Raw genomic sequence first — 18,425 nt, forward strand, 5'->3', positions numbered from 1 at the left:
CTATTTCATAGCTTTTTTGCTTATTCCGAAAGGGGAAATTTTAATGTTTGCTGGTGTTCTTAACTCTTAATTGGATAAATCGGTCTTGTTAGATGAGTTTGAACGGCTTGCGGATGCAAAATTTGCATCATTACGCATGCTTCTTCTGCGACGTCTTTTGACAAGGACCGGTGCCATGAGTTAAGGACATGAGGATTTCCGCCTGAATGCTATTCGGCAGCGGCCAATCACCCGTGCTCTTGCAGCACGGTTTTTTTGTGCGCTGCGGAGCCTATGACGGGATAGGTGCAGCCGATACAGGGACGGAACGCTTCTGCGTTCTGTTCCTTTTTTTATACCCAAAAACAGATAAAGGAGCATCTAAACATGAACGAGGCTGTATTTAAAAGACTGGAATATGACAAATTGAAAGACAAAATGATCGGCTACACCGTTTCCCCCGCAGGTCGCCTTTTGGCGGAGCGGCACGTCCCGAGCACCAATCCGAAACAAATCCGGGCATGGCTGAACGAGACGGAGGAAGCTGCGGCTTTGCTGGCGAGCGGAGCAAGCGTTCCGCTCTCGGCCATGGACGGAATAGATCCGTTCCTGGCCTTGCTTGGCAAAGGAAGGATCTATACGGAAACGGAGCTTGACCAGCTGCTCGCATGGCTTGTTTCCATCGGGCAGATGAAGCGTTACATGAACAATAAACGAATGATCGCCCCAACGATTGCGGCTTATGCCGATTCGATGAATGACTGTCCGAATCTCAGGCAGGAGCTCGACCGTTGTATCCGGTACGGCCGGTTGACGGATCAAGCCAGTCCCGATCTCGGGACCATCCGCCGCCATCTCATCGTGATTGAGGACCGCATTCACAAGAAGCTGGAAGCTTCGCTCTCCAAATACAAATCGGCGCTTCAGGATCCGATTATCAGCAAGCGAAGAGGAAGATCCGTTATATCCGTCAAACGGGAGCATCGGAAGCTGGTACCTGGTACCGTATGGGATGAGTCCGCAAGCGGCCAGACCTTGTTTATTGAACCGATTGACGTTGCGGAGCTGCAGCAGGAGTGGCAGGAATGGTCGGCGGAGGAGGAGCGGGAACGGACGATTATTTTGTCCAGATTGTCGGACGAAGCGGAGCAGTATAAATATGAGCTGCTGCAAAACCGCGAAGCGATGGCGTCGTTTGATTTCATGCTGGCTAGAGGCAAGCTCTCGCTGTCCTATGACGGCCAGCCCGTGACGCTTAGCGAAGAACCGGTCATTAAGCTTGTAGAAGCCCGTCATCCGCTTCTTGGAGGTCACGCCGAACCGATTAACGTCGAGCTGGGTATCGGTTGGAAGCAGCTTATTATTACCGGGCCTAACACAGGGGGCAAAACGGTAGCGCTGAAGACTATTGGCCTGCTGGCGTTGCTTGTGCAATCCGGTCTGCTTGTGCCGGCTTCCCCGCAGAGCCGGTTTGGCGTCTTCCGCCATATTATGGCCGACGTAGGAGACGGACAAAGTCTGGAGCAGTCGCTCAGCACATTTTCTTCGCATATCGCCGTACTGAAGGAGATGCTTCGTTCTGCCGATGAGCGGACGATTATTCTTCTGGATGAGCTCGCTGCGGGTACGGATCCCGGCGAGGGGATCGCCTTATCCATTGCGGTGCTGGAAGAGCTGCTGAAACGCGGAGCTTTAACGGGGGCAACAACGCATTTTAACGAGATTAAGAAATTTGCTTCCAGAACGCGCGGCTGCATGAATGCCAGAATGGCCTTTGATTCCGAAACGCTGCGTCCTCTGTACCGGTTGGAGATTGGGGAAGCGGGCGAGAGCCATGCTTTTGCGATTGCGAGAAGGTTCGGTCTTCCCGAGCATGTGATGCAGCGGGCCGAGAAGCTTGCGGAGGGAAGAGTGGAGATTCGATTGGATGAATCGGCCGATGAAGAAGGTCATGACGAGGAGACGACAATTGTTGAACGTCATGCTCTGCCGAAACAGGCAGAGCAGCCGGACGTGACGAACAACTCTAAGGAAAAATCATCTGCTCCAGTCTACGCCACGGGAGACGCCGTATGGATCTATCCGCTGAAACGTGCCGGGATTGTGTTTCAACCCGCTGACGAGCGGGGAGAAGTAATCGTTCAGGTGCAGGGGAAAAAGATGTCCTTCAACCGAAAACGGATTAAACCGTACATCAGCAAAGAGAAGCTGTATCCAGGAGCAGATTATGATATGGATATCGTATTCGATACGAAGGAAAACCGGAAGAAGCGCAAGCTGATGGGCCGCAAGTATGTAGAGGGCTTAACGATCGAGACGAAGCCTGACGTAACCGGGGAATGACAGGCTTCGCCCCGTTAATCTTTACTCTGGATAACTAATAATGTACCTGTGCGGACGGTCAAGGTGCCGGCGGGCTCCGCAAGAATATTGCTAATGCCGAGGGATTGGCCGATCCGCAGCGTTGCTTCGTGCAGCGGATAGACGAATCCGCGCAGCGTAATCCCGGTTACCTCTTCGGACAGCGGGAGGAGCGAGATATGACTGTATTCGCTTTGATGCAGCTCGGTAGTTCCTTCCACTGCAAGGGAAATCGTATTATGCTCATCGGTAATGGATGCCGGAATGCCTTGGTCGATTGCAAGCTTCAATAGGTGGACATTCGCAAGGGAATGGTCAAACCGGCTCCCCAATGCCCCGAGCATTTGAATCTCGGCAGGAGATTGCTCAAGCGCGTAACGAAAGGCAAGCTCGGTATCCGTGTAATCCTTGTCTATCGGGTCGTACGTGATCGTTTCCCGGCTGACGGAACGGATAAGCTCAAGTTCCTCGGGAGTCACGGAATCGAAATCGCCAAGCGCGAGATCCGGCGTGTATCCGTGCTGTACGAGGAACAAAGCGCCGCGGTCAGCTCCTATTAACCGATCGCCTGGACGGATATAGGGACGGACCCACTCGCCTAAACGGCCTCCCGTACAGATCATTATCCGGTTGTTCATCGTTAATCTTCCTTTCTGCCAGCATAGTGCTGAAGCCAGTATAATGCGAAGCCGGGGCATAAAACTAGGTTTTTGAGAAAAAAGAAAGAAGAAGTGGCAAAAGTAGCAATTGTCAAACCGGATATCCGCGGCTAAAATGATGAAGGACATACCGACAGGAGTGGCGGAGCATGCGCGAATGGACGGTCATCATGGAAGCGGAGGAGTTTGGAGTTGGACATCTTTGGCGTTTTCAGTATTATCGGTACGGTTGCCTTTGCGGTCAGCGGCGCGATCGTTGCCATGGAGGAAGAATATGACATTCTGGGCGTATTCGTGCTGGGGCTTGTGACCGCGTTTGGGGGCGGGGTTATTCGGAATCTGCTCATCGGCCGGCCGGTTACAACGTTATGGAACCAGGGGAGCTTGCTGGAAATTGCGGTTATTGCCATGACGATTGCGTTTCTGCTGCCTGTATCCTGGATTAACAAATGGAAAAAAAGCGAAGCGTTCTTTGATGCCATCGGCTTATCCGCATTTGCTATTCAAGGTGCATTGTACGCTACGGAAATGAACCATCCGATCAGCGCTGTTCTAGTGGCCGCGATGCTGACCGGGATCGGGGGCGGCATTATCCGCGATGTGCTGGCAGGCAGGAAGCCGCTTGTGCTGAAGGATGAAATCTATGCGGTATGGGCGATGCTCGCAGGCCTGGCAGTAGGCGAAGGCTGGTTCCATACGACCATACAGCTATTATTCCTCTTTGTTATCGTTATCGTGTTCCGCATGTTGTCGGTTTATTATAAGTGGAGACTGCCCCGCAGATCGCTTAAACAGAAGGAGGGTGGCATTATATGAATAACGCGCGCGTATTGTTTGTTTGCCTCGGCAACATTTGCCGCTCGCCCATGGCGGAAGCCGTATTCCGCAGCCTGGTAGAGAAGAGAAGGCTGACGGACGTCATCGAGATTGATTCCGCGGGAACGGGGGATTGGCATATCGGAAAGCCTCCCCATGAAGGAACGCGCAAGCAGCTTGATCTTCACGGCATTTCCTATGCCGGGATGAAAGCGAGACAATTCACCGCCCAGGACAAAACATTCGATTATATCGTCTGCATGGATACGAAAAATGAAGCGGATGTACGCCGTATCATCGGAGACGCGTCGCATTCGGCGAAAATCTTCAAGTTTATGGACATGCTGCCCCAAGCGGCTGAGGACGATGTGCCGGACCCGTATTACACAGGCAACTTCGATTATGTGTACGAGCTTGTAACCGAGGGCTGCGAACGGCTTCTCGATCGGATCGTTAACGACCTGAAATAAGTACAGCGGCAATTAGAAAAGGCCTTCCCTTGTCAGAAGACAACCGGGAAGGCCTTTTCTTCGATATTATTCCACTTCGATAAAATGCATCAGGCCGGCAGGCAGCTCCTGCTGCCAGAAGCCCCACTGATGGCCGCCGTCTTTTTCGGCATAGGTGACCTTCGCGCCACGAGCTTCCAGAAGGGAACGTGCCGTCCGGTTGATGGCGAGGAAATCGAAGATGCCGTGGCCGGTATCGTAAGCGGTCTCTTGGAAGCCGGCAATCATGTAGATCTCCAGCCAAGATAGGTCCTTTTGAGCTTCCATAATTTCACGGGAACGGTCATAATAAGCACCGGATAGCGACAAAATGCGCGTGAACAGCTCAGGATAAGTCAAAGCGAGGTGGAAGGAAATCGTTCCGCCCAAGGAGTCGCCGGCTAGCAGGCGGTGCTCGGGAGCGGTACGTACGGGATATTTACCTTCAATAAATGGAATCAGCTCTTGCCCGAAGAACCGGACATAAGCTTCATGACGGTCGCCGCCAGGCGAGTATTCCGCTGTTCGGTACGTTTTGTCGACATCTACGCCAACGATAATAAAAGGTTCAACGCCCTCATCGAGAATGATGCGGTTTGCCGTTGTGGCAATCCGGCCGAAATTGAAAAAGTCTTCGCCGTCCTGGCAGTACACGACCGGGTAGCTCAGCACCTCGTTATAACCGGGCGGCAAATAGACGCGCAAGCTGCGTTCGCCTTCGGGCAAGTAGCTGCTTTTTACAATTTCTTTAACTACGGTACGCTTTAAATATCGTTCATCAGTCATATGTGAATCCCCCTGAATGGAATGGTTGGCATGTGGGTAAACAATAGTAAGGTAATGAGAATCTGCCCGTTCTCCTGTCATGGTCTGGTATTGAACCTTGATTGTATTATGCTGTTATACAGAAAAAACGAATCTGTTACATATACAATTCATCAGTAAAATCGGCCAGATTAGCGAAAAACAACGGTTTTTTTGTTTTTTTCTTTGACCATATTCGGCAAACAGGTGTATTATGATTCTATAACAGAGAGCTCCGATTTTCAAATATTAATGATCGAGGTGAGCGTTCAAAATGAGCAAAGTGCTTAACAAACTGCCATATGAAGTTCAAACGGAACCTGTAAAACCAATATCCGTGTTGTCGCTCGATGGCGACGTGGTTAACCCGGAATATATGCCGGACCTGACTGACGAACAATTGAAAGAAATTATGTACCGTATGGTATTCACCCGTACTTGGGATGAGCGCGCTGTAAATCTTGGCCGTCAAGGCCGTCTCGGCTTCTATGCTCCGGTATCCGGTCAAGAAGCTTCCATGATCGGCAGCGAATACGCGCTTAATAAAGACGATTTCATTTGCCCGGGCTACCGCGATATTCCGCAGCTTGTATGGCATGGCTTGCCTATGTACCAAGGTTTCTTGTACTCCCGCGGTCATCAGCATGGCGGTCAAATTCCTGAAGATGTACACGTACTTATGCCGCAAATCATCATCGGCGCACAAGTGCTTCATGCAGCCGGCGTAGCAATGGCATTCAAGAAACGCGGCGAGAAACGCGTAGCGATTACTTATACGGGTGACGGCGGTTCTTCTGAAGGCGACTTCTACGAGTCTATGAACTTTGCTGGAGTATTCAAGCTCCCGGTTATCTATGTTGTTCAAAACAACCGTTATGCCATCACAACTCCTTACGAGAAGCAAACAGCTGCTCTGTCGGTTGCTCATAAATCGGTTGCTGCCGGTATTAAAGGCGTTCAAATCGATGGCATGGACGTTCTTGCTGTTATTAAAGCAGTATCCGAAGCAGCTGAGCGCGGCCGCAACGGTGAAGGCGCAACTCTGATCGAGATGCTGACTTACCGTTTCCGTCCGCATTCCCTGTCTGACGATGCAACGAAATACCGTACGAAAGAAGAAGAAGCGGAATGGGGCCTTAAGGATCCTCTTATTCGTTTCGGCAAGTTCCTGGAGAAGAAAGGCCTCTGGACGGAAGAAGATACAAACCGTGTGAAAGAGGAAGCGAAAGCGGCTGTTAACGAGAACATCAAGAAAGCCGAAGCAACTGAGAAAATGACAGTTGGCGGCTTGATTGACTCCATGTTCGAAACAACGCCTCAGCACCTGGAAGAGCAAAAGGCTGATTTTCAATAATACCCTTGCCTGACGATGGGATTTTGCATGAGCAAAAATGAAGGAGGATCTGACGATCATGGCTCAAATGAATATGTTGGAAGCAATCCGCGACGCTATGCGTGTGGAGCTTAAACGTGATGAGAACGTACTTATCTTCGGTGAGGACGTTGGTAAAGTTGGCGGTGTATTCCGCGTAACGGAAGGTTTGCAAGAAGAATTCGGCGAGGAGCGCGTATTCGATACGCCTCTTGCCGAGTCCGCAATCGGCGGTCTGGCAGTGGGTATGGGGATTCAAGGCTTCCGCCCGGTTGCCGAAATTCAGTTCGTTGGTTTCATCTATGAAGCAATGGACCAAATGTTTATTCAAGCAGCTCGCATGCGTTACCGTTCCGGCGGACGCTACAACTCGCCAATCGTATTCCGTACGCCGTTTGGCGGCGGCGTTAAAGCTGCGGAACTTCATACAGACTCCCTGGAAGGTCTTGCTGTTCAGACTCCGGGTATTAAAGTTGTTATTCCATCCAATCCTTATGATGCAAAAGGTCTCATGATTGCCGCAATCCGCGACAATGACCCTGTATTCTTCATGGAGCACCTTAACCTGTACCGTGCATTCCGCGCTGAAGTGCCGGAAGGCGAATACACGGTTGAGATCGGTAAAGCAAACGTTGTCCGCGAAGGTTCCGACGTAACGATCATCGCTTACGGCATGATGGTTCACACAGCCGTGAAAGCGGCGGACGAGCTGGCGAAGAACGGCGTAAACGCGGAAATTATCGACCTGCGTTCCCTGGTACCGCTCGATATCGACACAATCGTGGCTTCGATTAAGAAAACAAACCGCGCAATCGTTGTTCAAGAAGCGCAAAAAACGTCCGGCGTAGCTGCGGAAGTTATTGCTCAAATCAACGAAAAAGCGATTCTGCACCTCGAAGCTCCAGTGCTTCGTGTTGCCGGTCCGGATACGGTGTATCCTTTCGCGCAAATCGAAGATACATGGCTGCCAACTCCAGCCCGTATCGTAGATGCGGTTAATAAAGTGCTGAGCTTCTAATGCTGATCATCCTAACGGATGATGGATATACATGCCCGCTTAACGGCGGGCAAAGCCGTCATTAAGCGGCAAACGCATTGAATGCTTACTAGGCAAGAATTACCGTTTAGTAAGCGCTAATTCTTTAAGCTCATGCTTACGAGGCAAGAATTACCGCAAAGTAAGCGCTAATTCTTTTAAGGAGGATACTACAGTGGCGAAATTTGAATACAAATTTCCTGAGCTTGGCGAAGGCTTGCACGAAGGCGAAATCGTAAAAGTGCACATTAAAGTCGGCGACAAAGTAACGGATGACGATATCATCATGGAAGTACAAAACGATAAGGCAGTTGTAGAAGTGCCTTGTCCGGTTAACGGTACTGTACTCGAAGTACGCATGAAAGACGGCCAGGTTTGCCATGTTGGCGAAGTTGTGGCAATCATTGATGCGGAAGGTGATGTTCCAGAGCAAGATACTCCGGCAGCTGAAGCTCCAGCGGCGGCGGCTCCAGCGGCAGCACCGGCTGCGCCTGCAGCAACACCAGCGGCAGCTCCTGCTGCACCGGCGGAAGCTCCAAAAGCAACCGGCGGTCTGGTTCTGGCTACGCCAAGCGTTCGCAAATTTGCCCGTGAGCAAGGCGTTGACCTGACGACGGTTACCGGCACTGGCAAAAACGGCCGCATTACTCGCGAAGACGTTACAAACGGCGGCGGTGCAGCACCAGCGGCAGCAGCACCGGCAGCTGAAGCGGCGGCTCCTGCAGCAGCAGAAGCGCCAGCAGCTAAACCGGCAGCAGCGGCAGTTGACGCTTACCGTCCGGAAGAACGCGTACCGTTCAAAGGCATCCGCAAAGCAATCGCTAACGCGATGGTTAAATCGGTATACACCGCTCCTCACGTAACAATCATGGACGAAGTTGACGTTACCGAACTGGTTGCATTGCGCGCGAAATACAAGCCATATGCAGAGAAAAAAGGTTCCAAGCTGACTTACCTGCCATTCATCGTGAAGGCACTCGTTGCGGCTTGCCGTCAATTCCCGATCATGAACGCTACGCTGGATGAAGCTAGCCAAGAGATCGTCTACAAAAAGTACTACAACATCGGTATCGCGACAGATACGGACAACGGCCTGATCGTTCCTGTTATCGAAGACGCTGACCGTAAAAATATTTTCATGGTTGCCGACAAAATCCGCGACCTGGCTGCAAAAGGCCGCGAAGGCAAGCTTACTGCCGCCGAGCTTAAAGGCAGCACCATTTCGATTTCCAACATCGGTTCCGCTGGCGGTATGTTCTTTACTCCGGTAATCAACTTCCCTGAAGTTGCTATCCTGGGTACTGGCCGTATTTCCGAGAAGCCGGTTGTGCGCAACGGCGAAATCGTGGCAGCTCCTGTAATGGCTCTGTCGCTGAGCTTCGACCATCGTCTCATCGACGGTGCAACGGCTCAAAACTTTATGAATTACATTAAACAACTTCTGGGTCAACCAGAATTATTCATCATGGAGGTGTAACTACAATGGTAGTAGGAGATCCATCATTAGATATTGATACTCTAGTCATCGGTGCAGGTCCAGGCGGATATGTTGCGGCAATCCGCGCAGCGCAGCTTGGTCAAAGCGTTCTTGTTGTCGAGAAGGAGAATGTAGGCGGCGTTTGCTTGAACGTGGGCTGTATCCCTTCGAAAGCTCTGATCTCGGCATCGCATCAATACGAGTCCATCAGCCATGCATCCGCGTTCGGCATCACTGCCGGCGACGTGAAAGTGGAATGGAACAAAGTGCAAGAGTTCAAAAACGGTATCGTTAAAAAACTGACCGGCGGCGTTGCATCGCTTCTGAAAGCGAACAAAGTGCAATATTTCAACGGCGAAGTTATGTTCATCAACGAGAACGAAGCACGTGTCTTCAACGATCAAGAAGCACCGCGCTACCGTTTCAAAAACTGCATCATCGCTACAGGCTCCCGTCCAATCGAGCTGAAAGCATTCCCGTTCAGCGGCCGCATCGTGTCGTCGACAGGCGCTTTGTCGCTGCCTGAAATTCCGAAAAGCATCATCGTGATCGGCGGCGGCTACATCGGCATCGAGCTTGGCCAAATGTACTCCAAGTTCGGTACGAAAGTAACCATTATCGAAGGCGGAGACGCAATTCTTCCAGGCTTCGATAAAGATATGGGTTCGATCGTTGCTAAGAAACTTAAAGGCACTAACGTGGATATCGTTACCGGCGCAATGGCTCAAGGCGCTGAGCAAACCGATAAAGACGTTACGCTGACTTACAAAGTTGGCGACAAAGAAGAGAAAGTTACCGCAGACTACCTGCTCGTTACCGTTGGCCGTCGTCCTAACACTGACGGAGACCTGGGTCTTGAGCTGGCTGGCGTTAAAGTCGGCGAGCGCGGTCTGGTTGAAGTTGACGCGCAATGCCGTACAAGCAACCCGCACATCTACGCTATCGGCGACATCATCGCTGGTCCTGCGCTTGCTCACAAAGCCATGTACGAAGGCCGCATCGCGGCAGAAGCAATCTCCGGTCTGCCTAGCGTTATCGATTACAAATGCGTGCCGGCCGTATGCTTCTCCGATCCGGAATGCGCAGCAGTTGGTCTTTCCGAGAAAGAAGCAAAAGACAAAGGCCACAAAACAAAAGTGGGCAAATTCCCATTCGCAATCAACGGCCGCGCAATGTCGCTTAACGCGACTGAAGGCTTCGTGAAGCTCGTTTCCGATGCTGACACTGGTCTTGTACTGGGCGCGCAAATCATCGGTCTGGAAGCTTCCAACATGATTGCTGAGCTTGCTCTGGCTATCGAGATGGGTGCTACTCTCGAAGATATCGCCTTGACTATCCATGCGCATCCAACACTGGGTGAGATCGTTCTGGACGCTGCTGAAGTAGCGCTTGGACATCCAATCCACACGGTTGCTAAATAATATCCGATCTTCGTTATTTGAGATTTAGTGAGAGAGGTTCCGCGGCTTGAACAGCATGCGGGCCTCTTTTTGCATATTATAACTGTACATAACGCGAGGAGCGAAAGCTTATGGAAAAGCCGGCTAGTGCATCCAGAACGGTCATGACGCAGATCATTTTTCCGCTGGATACGAATCATCACGATACGATGTTTGGCGGCAAGGTTATGGAATATATGGACAAGGCGGCCGCGATTGCCGCGATGCGGCATGCCCGGATGCAGGTGGTGACTGCTTCGACGGACAGCCTTGATTTTGTAGCGCCGATTAGAGTAGGTGAAGTAATCGAGGTGGAAGCTTACGTAAGCTGGACGAACAATTCCTCCATGGAAGTGTGCGTGACCGTTCAATCGGAGAACCTGTATACGGCCGAGCGGACCACAACGGTTACGGCGTTCTTTACTTTTGTGGCGCTTGATGACAAAGGCAAGCCCGCAATGGTGCCCAAAGTCTATCCGGAGACCGAAGAGGAAATCCGTATGTTTGCAACCGCCCCGGAGCGGCATGAGCTGCGGATGAAACGAAAACGGGAGCGCCAGCAACCGGCGAAAACGTGAAGACAAACCTATGCGAAAAATGTTAAACTAGTGAGAAAACCTCTATCGAGGCAATTCGAAAATGAACGACCGCGTTTAGTTTTCGAAAAACCTTGGATCGGCCCTGCATGCGGGAGAAGGATGTTGTGCCGATCAATGACAAGGAGTTGATATAAAAATGACTGTTCAAACAAGTGAAACGGAATATTTGCAATTGCTGCGGCATGTGCTGGAGAACGGCGTTAAGAAAGAGGATCGGACGGGCACCGGAACGATCTCGACTTTTGGTTACCAGATGCGGTTTGACCTTGCCAAGGGCTTTCCGATTCTGACGACGAAGAGAGTGCCGTTCAAGCTGATTGTCAGCGAATTGCTGTGGTTTATTAAAGGTGACAGCAATATCCGGTATTTGCTGAAGCATAATAACCATATTTGGGATGAGTGGGCGTTTAAGAGATGGGTGGAGAGCACCGACTACAATGGCCCGGACATGACGGACTTTGGCCTTCGTTCGCAGACGGATGAGGCTTTTAACGCCTTGTACAAGGAGCAGATGGACAAATTCACGAATCTTGTGCTAACCGACGATGCTTTTGCCGAGAAATACGGCGATCTTGGCAACGTATACGGCAAGCAATGGCGTGAATGGCGCACGACGCAAGGAGAGACGATAGATCAGCTCAAGGGAATTATCGATACGATCAAGAAAAACCCGGATTCCCGCCGCTTGATCGTATCGGCCTGGAACCCCGAGGACGTGCCGTCGATGGCGCTTCCTCCTTGCCACACGATGTTCCAGTTCTATGTGATCAACGGCAAGCTGAGCTGCCAGCTGTATCAGCGGAGCGGCGATATTTTCCTCGGTATCCCGTTTAATATCGCAAGCTATGCTCTGCTTACGCATCTGATTGCTCAAGAGTGCGGGCTTGAGGTTGGCGAGTTTATTCATACGCTTGGCGATGCGCACATCTATTTGAACCACCTGGAACAAATCGACATACAGCTGCAGCGGGACATGCGGGAGCTGCCGGTGCTTGCGATAAATCCGGATGTGAGTTCGATTTTCGACGCGGAGGTTGAAGATATCAAGCTCGAGAACTATCAGCCGCATCCTACTATTAAGGCTCCGGTAGCCGTATAAGAAAGCAGGAAAACACGATGTCGATTACGATGATCGCAGCAATGGACCGTGGCCGTACAATCGGGATCGGGAATAGGCTGCCATGGCGGCTTCCGGCCGAGATGGCTTACTTTACGCGCCATACGACGGGGAAAACGGTTGTTATGGGCCGCAAGACGTTTGAATCGCTGCCCAAGCCGCTGAAGGACCGGACAAACGTTGTTATAACCAGACAACAGGATTACGCGAAAGAGGGCTGCGAGGTTGTTCATTCCGTGCAGGAAGCCATTGACCGCTACGGAGACGGGGAATTGATGGTAATCGGCGGAGCGGATATTTATGCACAGTTTCTTCCATTCGCGGACAAAATCCTGCTCACGGAAGTAGAAACCGATATTGAAGGCGGCGACGCGTTTTTCCCTGCGCTTACCGAAGACGAGTGGGAGCGCGTGGATGCGGAGAAGGTGGAAAGCGACGAGCGCAATGCGTTCTCCTTCACTTTCCAAACATTTGCCCGCCGAAAAGCATAAAATAAAGAAAAACGCATAAATGACGAACGTTGTGTTAATAAGTGCAAATGATTGTGCGGATAATCCATTAACGACAGAAAATAAGAATGATAGGCTTTTTTATACGATAATCGCGTAGGCAATGAAGTTTTTTGTTGAAATATTTAAAGATTCCCGATATAGTTTTAAGAGAATAATTATACAGGCTTTTCGGGAATATTGGATGGAGGAAATTCGCACATGTCTACACCTACAGGATTTATGCAGTATCAACGTGAATTGCCGGCTGATCGGGATCCTATCGAACGGATCAAGGATTGGAATGAATTTCATAAGCATTTGTCGGATGAACAGCTGCGTACGCAAGGCGCTCGCTGTATGGATTGCGGAACTCCATATTGCCATACAGGCATGGAACTTGCAGGTTCGGCATCCGGCTGCCCGGTAAACAACCTGATTCCGGAATGGAATAACCTGATTTACCGTGGATTGTGGCGTGAGGCGCTTGACCGCTTGCACAAAACAAACAACTTCCCTGAATTTACCGGCCGCGTATGCCCGGCTCCATGCGAGGGCTCTTGTACAGTTGGCTTGATCGGGGACCCCGTAACGATTAAGACCATTGAACATGCTATTATCGAGCGCGGTTTTGAAGAGGGATGGGTTGTTGCACAACCTCCTAAAGTACGCACCGGTAAAAAAGTAGCCGTTGTAGGCTCCGGCCCGGCTGGTCTTGCGGCAGCTGCCCAATTGAATAAAGCAGGCCATAAAGTTACGGTATACGAGCGCGCTGACCGTCTCGGCGGACTTCTCACTTACGGCATTCCTACGATGAAGCTTGAGAAGCATGTTGTAGACCGCCGCATCAACCTGATGAGAGAAGAAGGCATTGACTTCGTAACGAATACGGAAATCGGCAAAGATATTTCGAGAGACGAGCTTTTGAAAGAGTTCGACGCGGTTATTATGTGCGGCGGCGCAACAAAAGCACGCGATGTTGAAATGGAAGGCCGCGAGCTGAACGGCATCCACATGGCGATGGATTACCTGAACGGAACAATCAAGAGCTACCTGGATTCGAACCTGGAAGACGGCAATTACATCTCCGCTAAAGATAAAGACGTTATCGTTATCGGCGGCGGCGATACAGGTACGGACTGCGTGGCAACGGCATTGCGTCATGGTTGTAAATCGGTTACGCAATTCGGTACGGTAGCGAAAGCTCCGCTGGAACGCGATATCGTAAACAACCCTTGGCCGCAATTCCCGAACGTGTACACGCTTGATTACGCTCAAGAGGAAGCAAAAGCCCTCTACGGCGAAGATCCTCGTGCATTCTCCGTACTGACGAAGAAATTCGTTGGCGACGAAAACGGCAACCTGAAAGAGCTGCACACGGTACAAATCGAGCGTACGGTTGACGAAGAAACCGGCCGCAGAATTTATAAAGACATCCCGGGCACAGAGAAAGTATGGCCGGCTGATCTTGTCTTTATCGCAGTAGGCTTTGAAGGACCGGAGAAAACGCTGATCGATTCGTTCGGCCTTGAGCAAGACCGCCGTTCGAACGTGAAAGCGACTTATGGCAAATACAAAACCAACGTTGATAAAGTATTCGCAGCAGGCGATATGCGCCGCGGACAAAGCCTTGTCGTATGGGCGATCAACGAAGGCCGCGAGGCAGCTCGCGAAGTGGATAAATATTTGATGGGATCGTCGATGCTGCCTTAAGGTTTAAGGAGCCCGAGATAACAATCGATAACAGGAAGCGCCTCCGGGCGCTTTTCTTGTCGAATAGGGATTAATACCTATTTACTTATGAGGTGAGCAATTCTTACCAAGCTTCAGCTTTGGAGTATACTTTACATCGAATGGTAGAATAAGGCTGTTGCCAGATTGTCTAGGAGGCGGCGGGATTGATTAAATACGGATTGGACAAAGTGACGGAGCTGCGATTCAAATCGATGACGGCAGCAATAGAGCGCAGAGACAATCAATGGGTGGATATCGTGCTGCGGTTTGACGTGACCGAGGAGACTCCCGTGCCGGATGACCTAATCGATTTCAGCGGGCTCGTCATTTGCACATTAGGCGGCGCCATCGCGCAAATCGTCCCGCAGGACGAGGATATAGACTGCGAATATCAGTTTACGGCGTTCGAGAAAGAGCAGATCAAAGCCTTTATTGAAAGCGAAGAAATTCAGCGGCGCATTGCAAATCTGTCCTCCCCAATATAAAGAAAATTGTGGTAAAATCGGTTAGAGATGACGTAAAGGGGAGAGTTCGTCATGCCGGCCGAGGAAGCCTTTGTATTAACCCCGATTGATGTACGCAAAATCAGACAGTATGTTCAACATAAGTACGAGGCGATGCCGCAGGATAAGAGGGCAGAGATTGTTGCCGATGCGGTTACTCGCATTATTCAAAAGCAGCTTCCGCCTTTTGAGGACAAGCTGAAGCGGGAAGTGACGGCAAGGCTAATCCGGACAACCGTGCTGGAGAGGCAAATGCCGGTCCGCGCGGACGATATTTTCGAAGCATGCCTTTCCCTTGACCTGGCTGATTCCGACGTTGTTACGCCGCTTCATAAATGGGTGGAGGAGCAAAGCGGCACGCAGTTGGAATGGGATTTATTCCGAATCCAGCTGGACAAGCTTGCGAAGAACGGGAAGTCGGAGACATCCGCTTCATGGGAGCAGTTAAAGGAATGGCTGGGATCCGAGTACCGGTTGGAAGGGAAAAAGGATGCGGTTACCGAGCTGGCCGAGGTTATTCCGTTCCATCAGCTTAATCCGGCTCTGAAGCCGTACCGGCGACAGCAGACGTTGGTTTATTCGCTTTTATCCGTCATGCTGGTGAGCGCTTCGCTCCTGTACGGCTGGTCGCTGCTCAGGCCTTCTCCTAACAAGCTGCAGCCTCCGGTTACGCTGCAATCCTACGAGAAAGTGATGCCGGCTGTAGCGGGCAACGAGCTTCCGGACGAGCTGCGGTATACCGATGTGAATAAGGAAAGTCTTGTCGACTATTTGAACAGCAGAGATTCCCTTCTGGCGGAACAGCCTTACTTGGATGCCATCATCGACGCGGCAAAAACATTCGATATACATCCCCTCTTTTTATTCGCGATTACCGGTCAGGAGCAAGCTTTTGTACCGAAGTCGAATAAACAGGCGATGAAGATCGCCAACAATCCGTTCAATGTTTTTTATAGCTGGAAAGACTACAATACGACCATTCACGATTCGGCGAGAATTGCCTCCCAGACCGTATTGAAATGGAGCAAAAACCGGCCGGAGGGCAAGGACCCGATCGCCTGGATCAATCGCAAATACGCGGAGGATCAGAATTGGGCAAGTGGCGTGAGTAAAATTTTTGCATCGATGAAAAGCAAAATAGAACGAACAAGCTAGATATGAGAGGCGATTAATTGAAGACATTAATTATTGCGGAAAAGCCCGACATGGGGCGGACGATCGCTGCGGTTGTTGAGCCGAAGGCGGCGAATAAGCGGACGTACCTGGAAGGCGACCGTTATATTATAACTTGGGCGATCGGTCATCTGGTCACGCTTGCAGAGCCAGACCAGTATGACGCGCGCTATAAAAGATGGAACGATCAGGATTTGCCGATTATTCCGGATAAGTTCAAGCTGTGGCCAAATGCCCGGACGAAGGATCAGCTCAAGACGATCGGAGAGCTTGCGAAGCGATGCGGCCGTCTCGTGAATGCGTGTGACGCCGGGCGCGAGGGACAGCTTATTTTTCATCTGATCCGGCAATATTTGAAGCTTCCCCAGCCGACAGACCGTCTGTGGATCTCGGATTTGACGCCTGAGACGATCCGAAAGGGCTTTGACTCCCTACGAAGCGATGAGGACTACGCCCCGCTTACAAGGGCAGCCAGGGCGCGCAGCGAGGCGGACTGGCTGATCGGGATGAATGCCTCCCGCGCATTTACAATCCGCCATAAGGCTTTGCTCTCGGTTGGCAGGGTGCAGACGCCGGTCCTGGCGCTGCTGTATGACCGGCACAAAGAGATCACGGCCTTCAAGTCGGATATGTATTATGTCGTAAAGGCATTATTCGACCAGAACGGCTTTCAATATTCAGGGATATGGCAGGGGGATCGGATTACGGATAAAGCGAAGGCGGAAGCGCTGGCCGCCAAGACGCAAGGGAAGACTGGCATTATTAATGATTACCAGACGGCGGAGAGCAAGGAATATCCGTTCCGTCTTCATGATTTGACCCTTCTGCAGCGGGAAGCGAACGGCCGCTACGGCTATTCGGCGAAGAAGACGCTGGATATTGCGCAAGCTTTGTACGAAAAGCATAAGGCCATTACTTATCCGCGTACGAACTCCAATTACGTAACCGAAGAGAATTTGCCCGTCATGCATAAGGTGCTGACGATGCTGCAGGGGTCCGATTCTTACCGCGAGCTCGCAAACGGCGCGGACCGTGGCCGGGTGCATAAGGGAAATAAGGCGGTATGCAATCCGTCGAAGGTCGAGGATCACCATGCCATAATGCCAACGCCCAAGCGACCTTCCGGCTTAAGCCCGGAGGAGCAGAATATTTACGATATGATCGTCCGGCGCTTCCTGTCGCAGTATTATCCTCCCGCGGTGTATAAGAACCACACGGTTCTGACCGAGGTAGAAAGCGAGATTTTCCGGACAAAGGCGAAGGAGCTGCTCGAGCTTGGCTGGAAGGTTGTTCTGCAGGATCAGGGACAAGCCGCCAAGAAGACCAGCAAGAAGAAAGCAAGCGATAAGGATGAGGCCGAGAGCGATGAGGAAGAGCTGCTCACCGATAAACCGTTCGCGATTGATCCTCGGCAAGGCGTCAAATGCGTAAAATCCGAATCGCTCGAGAAAACGACCCAACCGCCAAAGGCTTATACCGAAGGCACATTGCTGAAAGCGATGGAAAGCGCCGGGAAATCGATGGAGGACGACGAGCTGCGCGAGGCGATGAAGGATACGGGACTGGGCACGCCTGCCACCCGAGCCGCGACAATCGAACGGCTGAAGCAGGTCGGTTACGTGGATTTAACCGGCAAGAAGCTGGAGATTTCATCCAAAGGCTGCGCGGCTATCGAGTTGATTCGCGGGGCTGGCGTAGATTTGCTGGCATCGCCGGAAATGACCGGACGATGGGAGCAACGCTTGCACCAGATCTCGCGCGGAGAGGCGTCCGATGACCAGTTTATATTGAAGGTGAAGCAATTTGCCGCCATGATCGTCGATAAGGTGCGCCAGCAGCGACCGGCGGCGCCGGGAACGTTCGAGGAACGGGAGAACGGCGGCAAGCGAGGAGCAGCGGGTTCCGGTTCCAAGCGGGGCAGCCGTACTTCGAAGAGTTCCGGCGGAAGCCGGACATCTTCATCCAGGTCGGCATCCTCGGCTTCCGCAACCGCAACGGCCGCACCTAAGTCTGCAACTGCAACACGGACATCCGCAAGTCCTTCCGCCCGCGAGCCAATCGCGGCATGCCCGAGAGCAGGCTGCAGCGGCCAAATTATTGAAGGGAAACGCGGCTTCGGCTGCAGCGCCTTCCGTGATGGCTGTACGTTTGTGATCTGGAAGGAGCAGCAGGGCAAGACGATCTCGATTCCGATGGTTCGTTCCCTACTGGAAAAAGGAGCAACAAGCCAGCTTACCTTCAAACGTCAGGATGGCAGCAGCACGAAAGCCAAGCTGGTGTTGACGGACCGGGATAAAGGCACGGTCTCCGTTCAAGGCGTATAACCTTTAGATTAATCGTTCAACGGAAAAAGGAGTAAGGCGGCCAATTGTCGCTTTAC

General features: G+C 51.5%; 16 protein-coding genes. 14 read left to right on the plus strand and 2 right to left on the minus strand.

Features of this window, described 5'->3' with window-relative positions; all coding sequences use genetic code 11:
* Positions 1-366 precede the first annotated feature (366 nt).
* Positions 367-2,322: an endonuclease MutS2 gene (locus ACR9FF_RS13085; protein ID WP_435171553.1), complete on the plus strand. Its 1,956-nt coding sequence runs from the start codon at positions 367-369 to the stop codon at positions 2,320-2,322.
* Positions 2,323-2,336: 14 nt separating this feature from the next.
* Here ACR9FF_RS13085 and ACR9FF_RS13090 read toward each other — a convergent pair whose 3' ends face one another.
* The gene (locus ACR9FF_RS13090; RefSeq protein ID WP_435171555.1) at positions 2,337-2,978 is read right to left on the minus strand and encodes a thiamine diphosphokinase; all 642 of its coding nucleotides are present in this window, start codon (positions 2,976-2,978) and stop codon (positions 2,337-2,339) included.
* Positions 2,979-3,191: 213 nt separating this feature from the next.
* On the opposite strand from ACR9FF_RS13090, the gene ACR9FF_RS13095 reads away from it, so the two are divergent.
* Together ACR9FF_RS13095 and ACR9FF_RS13100 are read left to right on the plus strand one after the other, a co-directional pair.
* Positions 3,192-3,815, plus strand: coding sequence for a trimeric intracellular cation channel family protein (locus ACR9FF_RS13095; protein WP_127491246.1), 624 nt, complete (start codon positions 3,192-3,194; stop codon positions 3,813-3,815).
* On the plus strand, positions 3,812-4,285 hold the full coding sequence (locus tag ACR9FF_RS13100) for a low molecular weight protein-tyrosine-phosphatase (RefSeq protein ID WP_127491244.1): 474 nt from the start codon (positions 3,812-3,814) through the stop codon (positions 4,283-4,285). Before ACR9FF_RS13095 ends, ACR9FF_RS13100 begins: the two co-directional genes overlap by 4 nt.
* Before the next feature lie 66 nt (positions 4,286-4,351).
* Here the strand turns inward: ACR9FF_RS13100 and ACR9FF_RS13105 are convergent, their stop codons facing one another.
* Positions 4,352-5,089, minus strand: a complete 738-nt coding sequence (locus ACR9FF_RS13105; protein ID WP_201003311.1) for an alpha/beta hydrolase — start codon at positions 5,087-5,089, stop codon at positions 4,352-4,354.
* Positions 5,090-5,381: 292 nt separating this feature from the next.
* Between ACR9FF_RS13105 and pdhA the strand changes: the two genes are divergently transcribed.
* The 11 genes from pdhA (at position 5,382) to ACR9FF_RS13160 (ending at position 18,369) form a co-directional block, all read left to right on the plus strand.
* Positions 5,382-6,461 (plus strand): pyruvate dehydrogenase (acetyl-transferring) E1 component subunit alpha, encoded by a 1,080-nt coding sequence (gene pdhA / locus ACR9FF_RS13110; RefSeq protein WP_127491240.1) that lies wholly within the window; start codon positions 5,382-5,384, stop codon positions 6,459-6,461.
* 58 nt (positions 6,462-6,519) lie between these two features.
* The gene (locus ACR9FF_RS13115; RefSeq protein WP_127491238.1) at positions 6,520-7,497 is read left to right on the plus strand and encodes an alpha-ketoacid dehydrogenase subunit beta; all 978 of its coding nucleotides are present in this window, start codon (positions 6,520-6,522) and stop codon (positions 7,495-7,497) included.
* 193 nt (positions 7,498-7,690) lie between these two features.
* Complete coding sequence (locus ACR9FF_RS13120) at positions 7,691-8,992, plus strand: dihydrolipoamide acetyltransferase family protein (protein WP_435171559.1); 1,302 nt, start codon at positions 7,691-7,693, stop codon at positions 8,990-8,992.
* 5 nt (positions 8,993-8,997) lie between these two features.
* Positions 8,998-10,413, plus strand: coding sequence for a dihydrolipoyl dehydrogenase (gene lpdA, locus ACR9FF_RS13125; protein ID WP_201003307.1), 1,416 nt, complete (start codon positions 8,998-9,000; stop codon positions 10,411-10,413).
* Between the two features lie 110 nt (positions 10,414-10,523).
* The gene (locus ACR9FF_RS13130; RefSeq protein WP_127491232.1) at positions 10,524-11,009 is read left to right on the plus strand and encodes an acyl-CoA thioesterase; all 486 of its coding nucleotides are present in this window, start codon (positions 10,524-10,526) and stop codon (positions 11,007-11,009) included.
* A gap of 157 nt (positions 11,010-11,166) precedes the next feature.
* A complete protein-coding gene (locus ACR9FF_RS13135; RefSeq protein WP_127491230.1) occupies positions 11,167-12,129 on the plus strand; it encodes a thymidylate synthase in 963 nt (320 codons plus the stop codon).
* A 17-nt stretch (positions 12,130-12,146) separates the two neighbouring features.
* The gene (locus ACR9FF_RS13140) at positions 12,147-12,638 is read left to right on the plus strand and encodes a dihydrofolate reductase (protein ID WP_435171562.1); all 492 of its coding nucleotides are present in this window, start codon (positions 12,147-12,149) and stop codon (positions 12,636-12,638) included.
* A 219-nt stretch (positions 12,639-12,857) separates the two neighbouring features.
* The gene (locus tag ACR9FF_RS13145; RefSeq protein ID WP_127491226.1) at positions 12,858-14,348 is read left to right on the plus strand and encodes a glutamate synthase subunit beta; all 1,491 of its coding nucleotides are present in this window, start codon (positions 12,858-12,860) and stop codon (positions 14,346-14,348) included.
* Between the two features lie 185 nt (positions 14,349-14,533).
* Positions 14,534-14,854, plus strand: a complete 321-nt coding sequence (locus tag ACR9FF_RS13150; protein WP_248762495.1) for a hypothetical protein — start codon at positions 14,534-14,536, stop codon at positions 14,852-14,854.
* Between the two features lie 51 nt (positions 14,855-14,905).
* On the plus strand, positions 14,906-16,027 hold the full coding sequence (locus ACR9FF_RS13155) for a hypothetical protein (RefSeq protein ID WP_435171564.1): 1,122 nt from the start codon (positions 14,906-14,908) through the stop codon (positions 16,025-16,027).
* A 17-nt stretch (positions 16,028-16,044) separates the two neighbouring features.
* Positions 16,045-18,369, plus strand: coding sequence for a DNA topoisomerase 3 (locus ACR9FF_RS13160; RefSeq protein ID WP_435171566.1), 2,325 nt, complete (start codon positions 16,045-16,047; stop codon positions 18,367-18,369).
* Positions 18,370-18,425 lie beyond the last annotated feature (56 nt).

Source organism: Paenibacillus glycanilyticus, assembly GCF_051200795.1.
Lineage (GTDB): Bacteria > Bacillota > Bacilli > Paenibacillales > Paenibacillaceae > Pristimantibacillus > Pristimantibacillus glycanilyticus.